Source organism: Chryseobacterium panacisoli, from assembly GCF_008274625.1.
Lineage (GTDB): Bacteria > Bacteroidota > Bacteroidia > Flavobacteriales > Weeksellaceae > Chryseobacterium > Chryseobacterium panacisoli.
In genome coordinates, this window is record NZ_VTRU01000004.1 from 266,077 (window position 1) to 282,297 (window position 16,221).

Genomic DNA, 16,221 nt, shown 5'->3' on the forward strand with positions numbered 1-16,221 from the left:
TAGGGAACCAGGAGGCATTAATTACAATTGATTTGATGAAGCAGATGATATTCCTTCTCTTCAAAGAAAAGCTTTTCTTTAATTTTTAAATTCTTAAATCTTTAATTCCTGAACATTTTATTCCTTCCTGTCTTGAATCTCGAAATATCTTTCAGAATCACCTCATCATTAGGATTAAAATATTTCAGCTCATTGACAATTTCTGAACGTGTGGCTACTTTTTCAGCAATAATTTCATAGGCTATATTTCTGGTTGCCGTATGTAATTTCGGATCTTTTTTGAATTCATATTTCAGAGCATCCAGATAAGTGATCTTTTTGTGAGCCGGGGTTTTCTGATATAAATGCTGTATTTCTGATTCCAGTATTTTAACATCAGAGATATTGGCAAAGTAGTTATTCAGGCAGTTGAAAGCATCTCTGTCTTCTTCCCAGCCTTTCAGCAGTACTTTTTGTGCTTCTTCCGTTTTCTCCATTTTTTTACGGTATACCAAAGAAGCTTTCACCATCTGGTTATTGATTGTATAGTCATCTGCAACTATTTGATAGTAATGGTGGGCATTTTTAAGATCGTTGATATCTTTATAGAGATCCCCTACTTTTTCTTTCTGCTCCATCTCTTTATAGAGTTCAATGGCCTTTTTGTATTGTTTTGCTTTTTCATAGCAGGTTGCTGCATCAGATTTATTGTTCAGCTTTTTAAGATAAACTACGGCTGCTTCACTGTAGAACCCACCATTTTCAAGTGTTTTTGCACCTCTGTAGTTATCCTGCAGCAGATTCATATAGACTCTGGCTGCTTTTTTATAATCGTTTTCAGCAATATATTTTTCTGCCAGCTCTTCGTATTTGCTTCGTATTCTGTCAAAAAGTGAATTTTCCAGATAGAAACTGCTGCTTCCACCACCTTTTCTTCCTGCTGAATTTCTGTTGTTTTGTTCTTTATCTTTTAAGGAAGTGATCACAATAAGGATAATAAACGCTACAATTAAGAAAATGGCCAATGTTCCCACCACACTCCAGAAACTTTCATGAAATAACTGGGCAACGATTCCGATGACCTTAAACATGGCCAGCAGTACAAATGCCGCCATAAACTTGTCTATAAATTTCTGCTTATTCATCATCATCGGATTTTAAAATGGTTTTATCTTCTCTGAACAAACGATAAAGGAGCAGCATCACACAGATCACCAGAACCCATACAAACCAGTTGTAACCAAACATTTTTACCAACGGATAAAATAAGTATACCAGCATCGCCACAAGGATTGCTATTAAAATAAATTTCACCCATACAGGCACATTATCACCACCCAGGTTTAATGATTTATTTTTAAACAGGAACAAATACAGTCCTACTCCTGCAATCATCAGGATAACCATATACATAATATCTGAAACCGGGGCTTTTCTTTCCAATGGAGTTCCTTCCGTTCCCACTGCTTTCACTTTGGATTTGTCAATGGAAGCAGAAGAAAGGTCTACGATATCCAATGTACCGTAAAGTTTTCCCAGGGAATCAGCCATCAAAGCTTTTCTCTTTTTCAGCAGGAATTTTACGACTTCTCCGTTTACAGGTTTTCCCTTGGTGTACTGCTTCAGAGAATCTGAAATTTTACGTTTCAGCTTTTCGGTGTTTTGTTCAAGGTGTTTTGTGATTTTTTGGGTATAAATAGTTTTAAGAGAGTCTCTGCTTTGTTTTTCTTTATTCACAAGTTTTCCAATGTCTCTTCCTATTTCACTTACATCTCTTCCACCCGCTTTTTTATAATTTTCTTTGTCTTCTTTTGTTTTGGATTCTATGATCCCGGCATGAATAAGCTCTTTGGACAATTCCTTTCTCTCCTGATGATAGAGAGAGTCTATCTTGAGATCAATTTCCGATGTTCCGGACTGGAAAGCAATCATATCAGAAGGTGCTTTTACAGTATTGTTTTCAATTTTTCCGGAAGAAGCTGTATTTTCTTCCTGGTCGGAATTATTTTTATCCGAAGGCAATGCTATCTTTAAGACAATAGCCACAATAATAACCGCCCAGAATATTCTGCGGAAGTTTCTTGTTCCTGCGCTTTTTGTTTTACTTCCTGAACCTCCGCCAAATAATTCTTCCAGCCAGGTAAATTTGCCAAAGCCATCTCCTCTGGAAGTTCCCATAACATCCAGAGAAACGCCCAGTTCTACAGCTCTTTCAGGATATTTTTCAATATATTGTAAATACTTTTCTATTTCCTTTTTATTTCCGGCCATCACTTTTTTAAGGTCAAACGGCAGGTTATTCATCCATTCTTCTTCGGTTTGCTTTGGCTGTAATGCTTCCAGCACTTTTTCGTCATCTATTTCAACGGTATAGCTTTCAATTTTTTGAGGAATTGAAACTCCATTCAGAGGTTTTCTGATGCTTTCATTTATAATACCAGACTGCTGAATTAATGAAATCCAATCGATCTCTACGGATAATTTTACCAGTCCGAATTCGGGATGCATCACCAGAAAGCGGGCATCGAGCTGTACCCAGTCTTCCTGATTTATTTTGGGATAAAAGGTTGTGTTTTCAGGGATAAAAAGCCTGTTATCCACACATTGAAAATAAGCATTCCTACCTATTTCCTGCGGGGCATCATCATTAAAAACAAGGAAACAACCGTACAGCACATTGGGAATATTTGCCGGAATTGCATAAGATCTTACCTGGCTTAAATGAATTCCAAGCGTTTCCATTTCCTGAAGCCATACCACGGGTGAAGAGCCTCTGATCAAAAGCCCCCTTTTGGGATAGTTGTTTTTCGGGAAAGGTTTTATTCTAAGCTCCATAATCCAAAATCTGTTCTATAAAAGGTTTTAAAAACCTGTCGCACATATCATCCATTGTTCTCACTTTCAGCAGGGCATGCTCCGGAAGATAATATTCTGATCCGCCAAATTCAGTATAGGTTGCCAAAGAGAGGAATCCATGAGCTGTGGAAGGAATGAAAAATTCTTCAATACTCTTGTTGCTGCTCCGGAAAGTCAGCATTCCCCGTGAATCTGTAATAATTTCGCTTCCATCGGGGAATGTAAATTTATTTTTATTCTGCTCGGCAAAAATTTTAATATCATACTTATTTTTAGAAAAATCCAGCGTGTTTTCCGAAGAACTATACAATTCATGTCCGGAAATGACTAGATTTTCATATTGATTGATTCCTATTTTATTGAAATTATTGATAATCTTCAATCCGCTTCCCTTCAGCTTGGCAACTTCCGCTTCGGCTTTTATATTATTTTTTTCAAATTCTTTATCTTTTCCGGTAATAGGTTCTACAGAAATATTTCCGTCCCTGTTTATTTTATAATGGGTAACATTATCCGGATGATGGAGATAAAAACTGCGCCCAAAATAAATAAGTTTGTAGGATTCCGGAATATTCATCCCTATAAGATTCTGCTCAGAGTATTCTCTTGTATTAAGATTAAGCTTTGATATTAATTTTTTATCAGACTGATACTGGCACAGAATAAAATGCTGTTGTTTGTTTTTTGCCAGGGCAAACTGTCCTTTCGGTTTTATGGAAATATTGTCAAATAAAACTTCACAGCCATGGTGCGTTTTATAGTAATCATAAGAATGCTTGTCATAATAGTTATCAGAAAGATAAGTCTTCAATAACTGCTTTTTTGAACTTAGAATAAAAAATTCTCCTTCATATAAAAACTTAGCGATCTTATTAACCGGAGTTGGGAATAAGACCGGATAGTTTTGTGGAAGATCGGTTTTCTTTCCATTGAAGTTATGAACGGATGGTTTTTGCTGCGGCGGATTGGCCCACAGCTCCTGCAATGGAAGTTTAATTTTCTGAATATGTTTTCTGGCTCCTTTGTGATGTTTATAAAAATTAATTTCACCATCTGATGTTGTAGTCACCAAAAACTTTAGTCTGTCTCTATTCTGAAGAACCACCCGCTGAACTTTTTCATCTTCCATATTCTCCTCATGGGTAATGAAGAAAATCTCAATATCCTTTTCTGAGTGGTGTTCATTAAAAAACTTTTCCAAGGCTTCTGACACTTCCAAAACCGGACTTACCTGATTAAGGTTTTCCACCACTTCTTCCACTTTGTTAAGTGCAATCGGAATACCCGCCTGTCCTAAAGCAAAAACTTTACATTCAGAATGGGCTTTCGGATGTTTGATGACTGCAATTGCAGAGGCAAAAGCCAACACTTTTGGAGTTCCCCAATTTCTGAGGGAAGTATCAATCAGAATAATTCTTTCAAAAATATTTTCTTCAGGCGGAATCTCTCTCTGAATGTAAAGTGCTTCGTTGTTGGCTACCCGATTCATGAATACGTCATCTTCATTGGCAAACTCCGAAAGAAGCATCCTGTGAAAATCACCTTTGTTGGTCATATCAGAAATTCCTCCGATAGGCTGTTCTCCGGGTGAAAGGTAGCGCATGGGAATTTTCAGACCGCTCCATATCCTTTTGATGAGGCTTCCTACCTGAAATGTCTTGGGTTCTTCAATTAATTCTTTGATAAAATCTTTATCAGTATCCGCCGTTGTTTCTTCTTCTATCACCTCATCATCAAGCTCAGGCTCGTCAACCAGCCCTTTCATAGCATCAATGATAGACTGTACTGTAGGAAACTTTTCATTGAGATTCAAAGCACTCAGATCTTTATTTAAAACCGATGTACCGGCATGTTGCTTTTCTGCACTGGAAGCCAGCTCCTGTGGCCGCTTATAATAGATTCTTATATTCGCTTCAGCATTCAATGAAGATATTCTGTTGTGACCATTGCTGAATAAGGTCTGCAGCAATACAATTCTGTTTTGCTTCTGCTTATACACATGGGGAAGTGATTGTATTTTTTCGAGAAATTCAATTTCTTTTTCTGCATTGAAATCAAAGTTTCCAATGCTGTAAAATTCAGCGGTATGTCTCAATGGGCCGGCAAAATCAATATACCCGTCCTGCATCGCGTACAACACCATAAGCAATGCCCCAAAGGGTGGCCATCCCTGTGGCTGAAGTTCTTTGAGAATCTCCATTACATAAGGCCTGTACGCTATCGCTCCCACTCCCGGCACCGAGAGGAGATTATTGTCATGATACCCGGAATCACCGGGAACATCTTCATCAGTTTTCCATTCCCAGAAGTAATTTTCATAGGACTGGAAATAGGCCTTTAATTCCATTCTCTTGATTTTTCTGTAAGACGGAACGAGCTTAAGGACAATGGGCGGAAATCGGTTTCTTTTATTAAAAGATAATTTCCATTTTCATCCCAAAGCAACCATCCTTCCGGCTCTTTATTATATTTCTGCTGTAACAGCGTACTTAGATTTTTAAATTCAAAATCCAGACCGGCGGGCAATAGATGTCTGTCTTTGGTCCAATAGGTTTTTCCAGGAAAACTTAATAATGGAATACCCATAAACAGGGCTTTATCTCCCAAAATAATCCATTTTATTTTTTCCAGTTTAAACTTAGGTAATGCTGCAATACTTTCCTTAATATCAGCAATATTGCTTAATAAAGCGATTACCGGCTGTTCTTCATTGCTTTCTTTTACGCTTACCTGCACCTTTTCCTGAATTCCAAAATAGTTTTGGTTGGAAGGAGGAAAAGTAAGCTGTAATGCCTTGTCTATAGGTATCCAAAGCAGTGCTGTCCTCATTTTTTTACTTGGAACCAGAGCTTCTTTTCTGAATAAAAGACCCTCCCGAAGCTCATACAGGATAAAGTCCGGTAATTGTTGTGTTTCCGGAGCTTCCGCCTGTTCATCGGTAAAGCCTTTCAGCCAGATTGTATCTTCATCCACTGCGATCTGAACATTTTTCCAGTCTCTGATGGAGCCCAGAAAGTCTTCATCAGCACGGGGAATTTCTGCCCAGAATTCTTTTAAACGCTTTGAAGGATTTTCTGCCATAAGCTTTCAATTTCTTGCTGGATATACTGCTTCTGTTCGGGATTTCTGATCCAGTCGCAACGGGTTTGCAGGTATCTCAGTTTATCTTTTATTACATTCTGTTCTTCAAAGCTCAGCATTCCGCCATTCCATTTTTCCACGAGAATTGTCACATCTTTCATGACTTCTTCAGGATTGGGTGTTTTGTTGTGCATAGCCTGTGGATGAGAATCCGGGTGGTCGTCTTTCTCGATCGTTCTGTTGATAATACCTTCCAGAATTTCAATCTGTTCTTCTGTATCCCAGATATGTTTCAGTACCCAAAGGTCAGAAAGCACCGCTTCTTTTCTTCCGCAGATCAGCGCACTTGCAGCAATCAGATTCTGAAGTTTCACAGCTCTGCGGTCTGAAATGGCAATTCCCGTATTCCGAAGACTCATAATGGTGTTCAGATAAACTTCATAGATGGGTTTAAGGTCTATTGTTCTGCACAGATTCTGAAGCTGCCTGATATCATCAGCATGAATTTCCGGAATTTCCGCTTCTTCTTCGTTTTCCAGTTTTCTTCCGGCTAAAAGCACCTGCTGTAAGAGTTCAGGCTTTACATAATCCACATTGATTCTCACCAGAAAACGGTCAAACAATGCGTTCAATGCTTCATCTTCCGGAAGAACGTTACTGGCTCCTACAAACATAAGCGCAGGTAAATGTTTCGTCTCTTTTCCTCTTTTAAAAATCTTCTCGTTGAGAGCCATCAAAAGAGAATTCAAAATAGCAGAATTGGCATTGAAGATCTCATCCAGGAAAACCATGGAAGCTTCCGGCATCATTCCCTCTGTATTAGTTAGAAGTTCACCTTCTTTCAGTTTTCTGATATCAAAAGGTCCGAAAATTTCGTTCGGTTCTGTAAAGCGGGTTAATAAATATTCAAAGTTTTTCCCGTCTTTTACTGTTTTTGCCAGGGTTCTGACAATAGCTGATTTTGCCGTACCCGGAGGACCATATAGAAATGCGTTTTCTCTTGCTAAAAGGCATATTCCCAAAAGATCTACGACATCATTTTTGCCTACAAAAGTTTCTTTTACGTAGGTAAGGACTGTATTGAGTTGAGTTATATTCTGGTTCATTGATTCAAAAAATTAAAATTTCCACCATTATTTCTTGTGAAGTGTCTCTTCATCTTTACTTTCTGCCCGCTCATTTCTTTTGCTGAATGAAAAAGCCAATTCTCTGATAAGGATCTTTGATGTCAAAGTACAACTGCCTTCCATCATCGAGTGTAAGCGCATCCATGATCTTATCTCCATCCCTGACCAGATTTTGTGATACATCCTGTTTATTGAGATGATGTCTTATCAGATCTCTTTCATCGGAAATTCTTGTAATAATATAGGGAGAATCTTTAGTTCCGTCACCTGTTTTTTCAAGACATTCAAAAATAATCTGAGCAATTGTCATTTCAATATTTCTTCCTTTTTCATCGCCCAGTTCCTTGTACGCAAAATATTTACAGATATGTGCCCTCGGACTTAACAGAATATTGATATTTACATATTGTATAACCTCTTCAAACTTTCCTTCATTGAGTAAGTTCTGAATGTTTTCAATATCTTCGGAATAAGGGTCATATTCAGGATCATTGATCACCAGTTCACGACACTTCAGGAAAGTTTCTTTTGTGGGGTCCGTTAAAAATTCAAATACTTTCTCATACGTTTTCATTGTGGTCTTCGGTTATCGTTTTTAGTTCTCGCCAGAATGCGTCTTTATGTATTCCGAATTCGGCTGTTATTAGTTTATTGATGAACGGAATTTCCGCCAGTTTATAATCTTTTTTTTCGACAATTCTTTCCAGATATAATTTTCTGTAGGTTTTGTCCTTCAATTCTTCCTGCCAATTTACATTTTTCAGGCCAAGATCATACCCAATTCCGGAATAGTGAAACTGTACGAGAATACTTTCCAGCAAGGGGATTAAAGGGTCTTCAGGATCTATAGAGTTTAAAGCAACAATCACTTGCGGTAAAAACCTAAGCGATAAATCTGCGGATAAGATAGAAGACACGTCCCGGATTCCTTTAAACCCAGGAATAAGATTTTCAATATTTTTCTCTGTATTTTCTCTAATAAGATAAAGCTGTGCGCTATGATAGAGAATTTTTGCTGCCCATACGGCAGTTTCCTTATTACAAGTCAGTTGATCGGATAGAAACTCCAGTCTTTCTTTTTCAAATTCTGTTTCAAAATACGCTTCAGCTTCCGCCTCTTCCTGAGGGGAGATTTGCTGTAAGTTTGAGAAAAGAGTAATACATTCTTCCTTACGAAGCAAAAAGATCGTGTCTAAAAACGGTGACTTGGTTTCCATGATCTAACAAAAATAAAATTATTTCGCTGAGAATAAAATTTTTGTGAAGAAGATTCGTGTTAAATGTGGAATTAAAGTGTTGGAAAACGCAAAGGCGCTAAGATGATATGCATTATAATGTTTTTAAGGCGCTAGAAAATCTAAGATTTTCAGCAATACCGAAACCTTTATCAGGAGCTTTTTGCGCCTGTGCGTTTTCCAACCTATATGAGATTGCTTCGTCGCTAAAGCTTCTCGCAATGACGGTTTAGGCTACGATTTCAATGATATTATTTTCAGGATCAAGGATGACACTTTCATAATATCCGTCTCCGGTGGTACGAGGTTCTCCTGCAATAGTATATCCGTCTTTTCTCAGCATCTCCGTAAGTTCATCTACTTTTTGCTTACTGTCCACAGAAAATGCGAGGTGAATGATTCCGTACTGTTGGGATTCATAAGAGTTTTCGCTTTCTTTAATATCCGGTCTGGTCATGATTTCAAGACGGCAGCTACTATCAAAACTTAAAAAATAAGATTGGAAATTTTTGACAGGATTATGGTATTTTTCATTGGAAACCGCTCCGAAATATTTCTGGTAAAATGCTTTGGATTTTTCAAGGTCTTTCACCCAAATGGCAATATGCTCGATTTTCATTTTTTAAAATTTTATTTGTTTTATTTCTACAAAACTAGGCTGACTGATTTCACCATACCTGCTCCGCATTATGCTTTTATTGTTCTGTATTGGCCAGATTACGTCTTGAATTATATAAAAGACTCCATATATAATATTATTTAAGACATATATTGATAATATCTTATATATTCTGTTGATATGAGATGGCTTCATTGTTTCCATTATCGTAATCACGGAGACAATCTAAAAGTTATTATCTTTGTCCTTTCAAAAAAACATTATGAGTATTCACATCAGTGCAAAAAAAGGAGAAATTGCTAAAGTAGTATTGCAGCCGGGGGATCCGCTTCGTGCACAGTATATTGCTGAAAATTATTTAGAAAACGCCAAACTGGTAAGCAAAACCAGAGGAATTTTTTATTATACAGGTCTTTATAAGGGTAAAGAAATCACTGTAGGAGCAAGTGGAATGGGATTCCCAAGTATCGGGATCTATTCTTTTGAGTTGTTTACAGAATATGAAGTAGATACCATTATCAGAATCGGGACTTGTGGTGCTTACAACACAGATCTTAAACTTTTTGATATTTTAAATATTGATAAAGCGGCCAGCGAAAGTACTTATGCCAAATATGCATGGGGAATTGAAGATGAAATCCTTCCTCACCAAGGGAATATCTTTAGCACCATCAATGAAACGGCTAAAGATCTATCTTTAAATGCTAAAGCAATCAACATCCACAGTAGTGATATTTTCTACAGAAAAGATCCTAACACTCCGGAAATTGCTACAAAATACAATTGTCCTGCAGTAGAAATGGAAGCCTTCGGTTTATTTGCCAATGCTCAGCATTTAGGAAAAAATGCAGCGACCATTCTTACGGTAACGGATATTATCCCTACACACGAAAAAATCTCTGCTGACGAAAGAGAAAAAGCTTTAAATCCAATGATGGAACTGGCTTTGGAATCAGCAATAAAGAGTTTGTAAGAAAAGACAATTCTGCTTATAAAAAAAGAGCTTTACTTTATCAGTAGAGCTCTTTTTTATAGTCTGAAAAAAATTCTGGCCGTTTCTGTGGTCTCGTCTGCGACTTCGGAAATGCTGATTTTCTTCAGGTGGGCAATTGTTTGTGCTACATAAGGCAGGAATGAAGGTTCATTTCGTCTGTTCTGCATTCTGGACATATTTTTCGGTAACATAAAAGGGGCATCTGTTTCAATCATCATTCGATCAAGAGGTACATATTTTATAACGTCTTCGAGATGTTTAAATCTTTTCTCATCACTGATGGCTCCTGTAAATCCTAAATAAAATCCTTTGTCCAGATAAATCTTCGCTTCATCCAATGTTCCGGTAAAGCAATGGACAACAGCTTCAGGTAATTGGGAAAGATATTCATCTGTGATCTCATTAAATCTTTTAAACGCTGATCTTTCATGAAGAAAAAGGGGTTTATTCACTTCTATGGCAAGTTCCAGCTGAGCTTTGTAGCATTTTTCCTGAATGGGTCTAGGAGAGAAATCCCTGTCAAAATCCAGTCCGCACTCACCTACTGAAATCACATGATCATATTTCAATAATTTCCTGAGTTCATTGATACTTTCGTCATTAAATGATTTGGCATCATGAGGGTGAATTCCTGCTGTAGAAAATAAAATTTCCGGATATTCTTCTGCAATCTCAGCAGATTCTTTGCTTCCTCTTACGCTGGTTCCGGTGAGAATCATATGTTCTACACCCTGATCCAAAGCGCGGTTGATAATTTCTTCGTGTTCATTATAGAACTGTTTATTGGTCAGATTAATGCCAATATCAATGTATGTGTTCATTTTTTTTAACTTTTATTATATGTTATTTTGAATATAAAATAGAAGTTGTGAAAATTTTTGATCTGATTTTTCACAGCTTCTGTTTTATACCTGCAAAACTAAAAAAATGATACGCAATGTTTTTACGTAGAAAAAGTGTAAGAAAATCTGCTTAATCTGCAAATTCTGTAAGAGTATTTATTTTCACCACAGATTTCGCAGATGACACAGATGTTTATGTTGTATTTATTCGTTGATAAATTTTTCCAGAAAGCCTATTAATTTTGTTCCTCCATGGCTCCAACGGATGCCATGGCCTTCTTTTTCCCTGACTTCAAAAACCAGTTCATGTTTGTAATGAAAAAAAACATTCCACCAGGTTTTATTTTCAAGAATATCATGGATTTTCGCCATTACTTTCTCCTGTTTCTGCTGATTGTTTCCTTTGATTTCTCCCCAGAAATCGTCATCCATTCTTCCGGTGTGTTTTTCCCAGGCCCTTTGTGCAATGGTAATTTCACTATTGAAAAACTCCTGACAGGCATTGATCAGGGTTATTTTCAAAGGAGGGATCGCACTTTCATTACGGATGCTTGCGGAGGTTAATCTTTGTCCTAAAATATTCAGCCAATGTTCAACAGGAACTGCCTCCAAAAGCTTTGTTTTCACCTCATTTGAACCGTTATTATCCAGAATATTAATGAATTTTTCAAAGCTTTCCTGTCTGTTAATGATTATTTCTTCATTAAAATAAGGCAGGTGAAGTTCTAAAGTATTTTCCTTAAACCTATGAATATTTTTCTCCAGAGTTTGCAGATGTTCTTCTGCTAAAACAGCTTTATACTTGCTTTTCCATGTTTCTGAAAACAGAGAAATATAAGGTTGAAACAGATTCATATTTACTTCGTTTTGATGAGATTAACAGAAAGGCTTTCTTCTGTGATCAAATATCCAATCAGATTAAACCATTCTTTGCAGTGATCGAGAATCCAGGCATCTGAGGAAATAACGATTTCCGAACTTTCCGCCAGAAATTTATCTGGATTAAACTGCAGATCTGCTTCCCAGTTGAGTTGATTTTGTTCTGCAAATTCAAGAATAATCTGTTTAATTCGTCCACTGTTGGAAACAGGTTTATCAAAGATCCATACCAGTTTCTGAATATGATTTTTCCGGTGAAAAGAAGCCACCAACCCCACTGCTCTTAACGTCTGATTTACTCTTTTATACGTTCCATGAACACCGGAAAGATCACGGATACAGTCATCCAGTCCTTCAAAAATATAAGCTTCGGAAAGCAGGCTTTCCAACAGGATCAGGACATTAAAACCGTCAAGGTAAACCGTTTTCCCTTTTAAATTTAATGTTTCTATATGTTTCAACCGTCTGTTGTAAAGTTGTGAATCTGATGCTGACGCTCCCCGTAAAACCTGTATCTGACGGGTTTTCAATCTATATCTGTTTCCAACCAATTCCGAAGCTGCTTTTTCCGGATACTCTCTGGTGAGAAGATACCGCATATCCTCAACAGCCAGTTTCAGTTTACTGATCTGTTTCTCTGAACCGAACAGTGTATCGTCACCCGTATTTTTTCCACGGTTTCTGTTATTCATACTCAAAAATAGAATTTTTGGTGATTTTTATGGTAGAAATTGATATTTAAAATGCAAAGTTTTAGTGTTTACCTTTATTTTCTCAGGGAACAAAGAATGAAATCAATTTCATTGATTTTTTCTAAGCTTGTGTAATATTTAAACATGTACTATAACTTACTGCCATTTCTTTCATGCCAGCCCATGATCTGTTATGTTTTCTACAACAAAAGAGATGTTTTGTACAAAGTTTTGATATTTATTAGGAATAAGTTTGCAAAGACTAAAAAAATACCCTTATGAATACACTGAAAAAATTATGCTATCTGTCTGCAGCTGTGCTGTTATCAGCATCTTTCGTTGCCTGTTCAAGTGATGACAATGAGATCATTATTGAACAACAGACTCCCTCACAGGTACTATCATCTACTCCGTGGGAAACTACCGGAGCTAAGGATAAAAGTGGAAATAGTGTAGCCCTTACAGATGCCAGTGTGGCAGGATATGTAGGTTTTGCTTATTTCAAAACAGACGGAAAGTTTGCTATTTACAATCTTACGGATGTGCTGAGATCAATGGGAACATGGTCTGTAGATGCACAGGGAAAAACAAGAACGATTGCAGCATTGAACCCGGATGGGACGACTATTTTCACCCGTGATGTTGAAATTCTTGTTTTAAACAAAAATGAATTTACATACAGAATCCGCCCAAACTCCAGCGATCCGTCTATATATTATGACATCATCCATACGAGGACTTCTCATGCAGAACCAACTAATGGACAGCTTACACTTGCTTCCACGCCATGGGAAACGACTGGCGCGAAGGATAAAAGCGGAAATAATGTAGCATTAAATGATGCCAGTGTTGCCGGATATGTAGGATATTCTTACTTCAAAGCTAACGGAACTTTTAAAATTTTCGGATTAAATGATGTATTGAGATCTGAAGGGACATGGTCTATTTCTCCGGACGGGAAGAAGAGAACGCTTACCACGCCTACTTTTACACGTGTTGTGGATATTTTGCTACTGAACGAAACAACGTTCACATACAGAATTACTCCAGATGCGACAAACCCAGCCGTATTTTACGACATTATTCATACAAAGGTAAACCATAAGGAGCCTTTGTAGTGATTATTTTTTGATAAGAAGGAAGAAACCTGCTCAGTAATGGGCAGGTTTTTATTTTTAAATTAAAAGGAATGTATTGTTTGTAATTCGTTACGTATCATTACATATATTCCTCCCACCATTTTTTCCAGTTTATGGTTCCCAACTGATCCAGGTCTACTTTTTCACCGATCATAGGAAGCGTAATCGAAATATTGCTTTCTTCTGCATGTTTTGAGGCCAGCTCCAAAGGTTCATACCATGCATGCTGTGCCAGCTTGAATTTGGAATTGTGTACGGGAATGAAGTTTTTAGCTTTCAATTCTTTAATTTCTGTGATAAGCTGATCCGGCAAAGTGTGAATGTATGGCCACTTTTCGTTATACTGTCCGTTTTCCATGATGGCCAGATCAAACGGTCCGTATTGGTCTCCAATTTCTGTAAAATGATTCCCATAACCGCTGTCGCCACCCAAAAACAGTTTTTTCGTGGGGGTTTTTAAAACAAAAGAAGTCCAGAGTGAGATATTACGATTCAGTAATCTTCCTGAAAAGTGTCTCGCAGGAGTAAGTGTGATTCTGAAACCTTCTGCGATGTCTATGCTTTCCCACCAGTTTTTTTCGATGATTTTGTCAAAGCTCCAGCCCCAGTATTCAAAATGCTGGCCCGTACCCAAACCACAGATAACTTTTCCTACTTTATCTTTTAAATCCTGAACAGTTTTATAATCGAGATGATCCCAATGGTCATGTGAGATAAGCAGAAAGTCTATCTCCGGCATATGTTCCGGTTTGTAGTAATCGGCTCCCTGAAAAGCTTTTATGGAACCTGGCATTGGGGAAGCATTTCCGCTGAAAACCGGATCTATCAGAAATTTTTTGCCATCTAGCTGTATGAAATAGGAACTGTGCCCAAACCATATCAAAACATTTTCTTCGGGTTGAAGGTTCTTTAAATCCGTTACTACAAATGGAAGTGCAGTTTTGGGTGAAGTATTTTCTACTTTACATAAAGTGTGGAAAAGTACTTTGGTCATACTTTCTCCTTCTAATAAAGGAGGTGTTGTCAATATATTCTGAAATCTCCCATTAAGATAATTGGGAAGTGTATTGAAATATTCTTTTCTTTTTTCATCGGGAAACTGCCCGAGCTGCTTTTTTAAATTTTTCATTCCCTTTATTTTTTACATTCTGAGCCTTTCTTCTTCAAGGTCCAGTCTTGTTAGATAATGTCTTATATATTCTTCGTCAATATTCGGATTGCGTCTGTTTTCTTCCCGAAGCCAGATTCTTTGCTGTTCCAGGGTTTCAAAATAGATTGCTTTCGCTTCTTCAGACAGCTTATGAATAGAGTCTTCTTTATCTTCCTGTTCCCATCGGTCCATCAGTTTGCTAAAATATTCATTTTCGCTTCTTCTTTCTTTATAATTTTCATCCAGATATCTGAAAGCCACCTTGCGCATTTCCCTTCTTAAGAAATGTTCAGATTCTTCCTCAGACAAATATCCTCCTCCGGTATCAGACAAATTAAGTTTTTTGATCAGAGCAGGTAATGTAAGTCCCTGGATAATCAAAGTGGCAAGAATTACAATGAAAGTTATGAAGAGAATGAGATCACGGTGTGGAAAGGGCTGCCCGTTTTCCATCACAACGGGAATAGATAACGCTGCTGCAAGAGATACTACCCCGCGCATTCCCGTCCAGCCCATCAGTATTGGAGCCTTCATTCCGGGGTTTCTGTCGGCTACATTAATAAAATTCCTCATGATCAATGTTACAAAAACGGCACCGAAAGAAGAAAGCAAGCGAACAATGATCAGTACAGCCGTAATGAGTAGTCCATAGCCAACAGCATCTGACAGGCCGATACCTTCTTTATTTAAACCTACCATAATTTCCGGCAGATCTAATCCAATGAGCAAAAATACTATTCCATTGATCAGAAATACAAAGCTTTCCCAGACATTGGAACCTCTTAACCTGGATTGTGAAGTTCTGAAAATTTCATGTCTTCTTACGGAAAGAAATAATCCGCCACTTACGACTGCCAGTACTCCCGAAGAATGAACTTCTTCCGCGGCAATATACATCACATAGGGAGCAACGAGGCTTAGTATAGCATCCATATTGACATCTGTAGGGAATATTTTTTCAATTTCAAGGAATACAAAAGCCAATACAACTCCTATTCCTAACCCTCCGAAAACCATCCATCCAAAACTAGTGGCTGCATCCTGCCATATAAACTGCCCTGTAGCCACCGCCACCATTGCAAACCTGAAGATGATCAGCGAAGAAGCATCATTGAACAAACTTTCACCCTCGAGAACAGTAGACAGATTTTTAGGAACTTTTACAAATTTTAAAATGGCTCCGGCACTCACCGCATCCGGCGGTGATACAATTCCACCTAATACAAAGCCTAATGCCAGTGAAAAACCGGGAATATATGAGTTCGCTACGAAAGCGACAGTGATTGCTGTAAGGAAAACCACAATGAACGCAAAACTGGTAATGATCCGCCTCATTTTCCATATTTCCTTCCAGGATACTGCAAAAGCTGCTTCGTATAAAAGCGGGGGCAGGAAAATAATAAAAATCAGTTCAGGGTCTATTTTTAACACCGGCAATCCAGGGATAAAACTAATAAGAAGTCCGGCAATAACCAGTATGATAGGATATGCTACTTTCAATCGATTGGCCAGCATAATGGCCCCGATAATGACTAGGACCAGTCCTAAATAATAAATAAAATTTTCCACCATTGCTTTTTCTATTAATTTTAAACTAAGTCTCTGTTTTGAAAACAAAATTTAAAAGA

At 37.6% G+C, this 16,221-nt stretch carries 15 protein-coding genes; 2 read left to right on the forward strand and 13 right to left on the reverse strand.

Features of this window, described 5'->3' with window-relative positions:
• Nucleotides 1–101 precede the first annotated feature (101 nt).
• From FW781_RS16895 to FW781_RS16930, 8 genes are all read right to left on the reverse strand, one after another.
• Nucleotides 102–1,124, reverse strand: a complete 1,023-nt coding sequence (locus tag FW781_RS16895) for a hypothetical protein (RefSeq protein WP_149388485.1) — start codon at nucleotides 1,122–1,124, stop codon at nucleotides 102–104.
• Complete coding sequence (locus FW781_RS16900; protein ID WP_149388486.1) at nucleotides 1,117–2,814, reverse strand: nicotinamide mononucleotide transporter; 1,698 nt, start codon at nucleotides 2,812–2,814, stop codon at nucleotides 1,117–1,119. Before FW781_RS16900 ends, FW781_RS16895 begins: the two co-directional genes overlap by 8 nt.
• Nucleotides 2,804–5,182 carry a hypothetical protein gene (locus tag FW781_RS16905; RefSeq protein WP_149388487.1) on the reverse strand — a complete coding sequence of 793 codons (2,379 nt, stop codon included), beginning with the start codon at nucleotides 5,180–5,182 and terminating at the stop codon, nucleotides 2,804–2,806. The genes FW781_RS16900 and FW781_RS16905 overlap by 11 nt, the downstream gene beginning before the upstream one ends.
• Nucleotides 5,173–5,916 carry a hypothetical protein gene (locus FW781_RS16910; RefSeq protein WP_149388488.1) on the reverse strand — a complete coding sequence of 248 codons (744 nt, stop codon included), beginning with the start codon at nucleotides 5,914–5,916 and terminating at the stop codon, nucleotides 5,173–5,175. The genes FW781_RS16905 and FW781_RS16910 overlap by 10 nt, the downstream gene beginning before the upstream one ends.
• Complete coding sequence (locus FW781_RS16915) at nucleotides 5,889–7,022, reverse strand: AAA family ATPase (protein WP_149388489.1); 1,134 nt, start codon at nucleotides 7,020–7,022, stop codon at nucleotides 5,889–5,891. Before FW781_RS16915 ends, FW781_RS16910 begins: the two co-directional genes overlap by 28 nt.
• 70 nt (nucleotides 7,023–7,092) lie before the next feature.
• A complete protein-coding gene (locus tag FW781_RS16920; protein ID WP_149388490.1) occupies nucleotides 7,093–7,617 on the reverse strand; it encodes a DUF4919 domain-containing protein in 525 nt (174 codons plus the stop codon).
• Nucleotides 7,604–8,260 (reverse strand): hypothetical protein, encoded by a 657-nt coding sequence (locus FW781_RS16925; protein ID WP_172625751.1) that lies wholly within the window; start codon nucleotides 8,258–8,260, stop codon nucleotides 7,604–7,606. The genes FW781_RS16920 and FW781_RS16925 overlap by 14 nt, the downstream gene beginning before the upstream one ends.
• Before the next feature lie 247 nt (nucleotides 8,261–8,507).
• A complete protein-coding gene (locus FW781_RS16930; protein WP_149388491.1) occupies nucleotides 8,508–8,897 on the reverse strand; it encodes a VOC family protein in 390 nt (129 codons plus the stop codon).
• A gap of 262 nt (nucleotides 8,898–9,159) precedes the next feature.
• On the opposite strand from FW781_RS16930, the gene deoD reads away from it, so the two are divergent.
• The gene (gene deoD, locus FW781_RS16935) at nucleotides 9,160–9,870 is read left to right on the forward strand and encodes a purine-nucleoside phosphorylase (protein ID WP_149388492.1); all 711 of its coding nucleotides are present in this window, start codon (nucleotides 9,160–9,162) and stop codon (nucleotides 9,868–9,870) included.
• A gap of 56 nt (nucleotides 9,871–9,926) precedes the next feature.
• On the opposite strand, the gene FW781_RS16940 is transcribed toward deoD, so the two are convergent.
• The 3 genes from FW781_RS16940 to FW781_RS16950 form a co-directional block, all read right to left on the reverse strand.
• Nucleotides 9,927–10,712 (reverse strand): TatD family hydrolase, encoded by a 786-nt coding sequence (locus FW781_RS16940; protein ID WP_149388493.1) that lies wholly within the window; start codon nucleotides 10,710–10,712, stop codon nucleotides 9,927–9,929.
• A 225-nt stretch (nucleotides 10,713–10,937) separates the two neighbouring features.
• Nucleotides 10,938–11,588 (reverse strand): hypothetical protein, encoded by a 651-nt coding sequence (locus tag FW781_RS16945; protein ID WP_149388494.1) that lies wholly within the window; start codon nucleotides 11,586–11,588, stop codon nucleotides 10,938–10,940.
• Nucleotides 11,589–11,590: 2 nt separating this feature from the next.
• Nucleotides 11,591–12,304, reverse strand: coding sequence for a DUF434 domain-containing protein (locus tag FW781_RS16950; RefSeq protein ID WP_172625752.1), 714 nt, complete (start codon nucleotides 12,302–12,304; stop codon nucleotides 11,591–11,593).
• Between the two features lie 278 nt (nucleotides 12,305–12,582).
• On the opposite strand from FW781_RS16950, the gene FW781_RS22590 reads away from it, so the two are divergent.
• A complete protein-coding gene (locus FW781_RS22590) occupies nucleotides 12,583–13,422 on the forward strand; it encodes a DUF4822 domain-containing protein (protein ID WP_198425308.1) in 840 nt (279 codons plus the stop codon).
• Between the two features lie 100 nt (nucleotides 13,423–13,522).
• Here the strand turns inward: FW781_RS22590 and FW781_RS16960 are convergent, their stop codons facing one another.
• Nucleotides 13,523–14,572, reverse strand: a complete 1,050-nt coding sequence (locus FW781_RS16960; protein ID WP_149388496.1) for an MBL fold metallo-hydrolase — start codon at nucleotides 14,570–14,572, stop codon at nucleotides 13,523–13,525.
• A 12-nt stretch (nucleotides 14,573–14,584) separates the two neighbouring features.
• The gene (locus FW781_RS16965; RefSeq protein ID WP_149388497.1) at nucleotides 14,585–16,165 is read right to left on the reverse strand and encodes a Na+/H+ antiporter; all 1,581 of its coding nucleotides are present in this window, start codon (nucleotides 16,163–16,165) and stop codon (nucleotides 14,585–14,587) included.
• Between the last annotated feature and the right edge of the window lie 56 nt (nucleotides 16,166–16,221).

What these genes read in the sequence shown, in the direction of transcription:
- FW781_RS16965 (WP_149388497.1), bottom strand. Translation starts at nt 16,165, where the DNA reads ATGGTGGAAAATTTTATTTATTATTTAGGACTGGTCCTAGTCATTATC.
- FW781_RS16940 (WP_149388493.1), bottom strand. Translation starts at nt 10,712, where the DNA reads ATGAACACATACATTGATATTGGCATTAATCTGACCAATAAACAGTTC.
- deoD (WP_149388492.1), top strand. Translation starts at nt 9,160, where the DNA reads ATGAGTATTCACATCAGTGCAAAAAAAGGAGAAATTGCTAAAGTAGTA.
- FW781_RS16905 (WP_149388487.1), bottom strand. Translation starts at nt 5,182, where the DNA reads ATGGAATTAAAGGCCTATTTCCAGTCCTATGAAAATTACTTCTGGGAA.
- FW781_RS16945 (WP_149388494.1), bottom strand. Translation starts at nt 11,588, where the DNA reads ATGAATCTGTTTCAACCTTATATTTCTCTGTTTTCAGAAACATGGAAA.
- FW781_RS22590 (WP_198425308.1), top strand. Translation starts at nt 12,583, where the DNA reads ATGAATACACTGAAAAAATTATGCTATCTGTCTGCAGCTGTGCTGTTA.
- FW781_RS16895 (WP_149388485.1), bottom strand. Translation starts at nt 1,124, where the DNA reads ATGAATAAGCAGAAATTTATAGACAAGTTTATGGCGGCATTTGTACTG.
- FW781_RS16910 (WP_149388488.1), bottom strand. Translation starts at nt 5,916, where the DNA reads ATGGCAGAAAATCCTTCAAAGCGTTTAAAAGAATTCTGGGCAGAAATT.
- FW781_RS16960 (WP_149388496.1), bottom strand. Translation starts at nt 14,572, where the DNA reads ATGAAAAATTTAAAAAAGCAGCTCGGGCAGTTTCCCGATGAAAAAAGA.
- FW781_RS16920 (WP_149388490.1), bottom strand. Translation starts at nt 7,617, where the DNA reads ATGAAAACGTATGAGAAAGTATTTGAATTTTTAACGGACCCCACAAAA.
- FW781_RS16915 (WP_149388489.1), bottom strand. Translation starts at nt 7,022, where the DNA reads ATGAACCAGAATATAACTCAACTCAATACAGTCCTTACCTACGTAAAA.
- FW781_RS16930 (WP_149388491.1), bottom strand. Translation starts at nt 8,897, where the DNA reads ATGAAAATCGAGCATATTGCCATTTGGGTGAAAGACCTTGAAAAATCC.
- FW781_RS16925 (WP_172625751.1), bottom strand. Translation starts at nt 8,260, where the DNA reads ATGGAAACCAAGTCACCGTTTTTAGACACGATCTTTTTGCTTCGTAAG.
- FW781_RS16900 (WP_149388486.1), bottom strand. Translation starts at nt 2,814, where the DNA reads ATGGAGCTTAGAATAAAACCTTTCCCGAAAAACAACTATCCCAAAAGG.
- FW781_RS16950 (WP_172625752.1), bottom strand. Translation starts at nt 12,304, where the DNA reads ATGAATAACAGAAACCGTGGAAAAAATACGGGTGACGATACACTGTTC.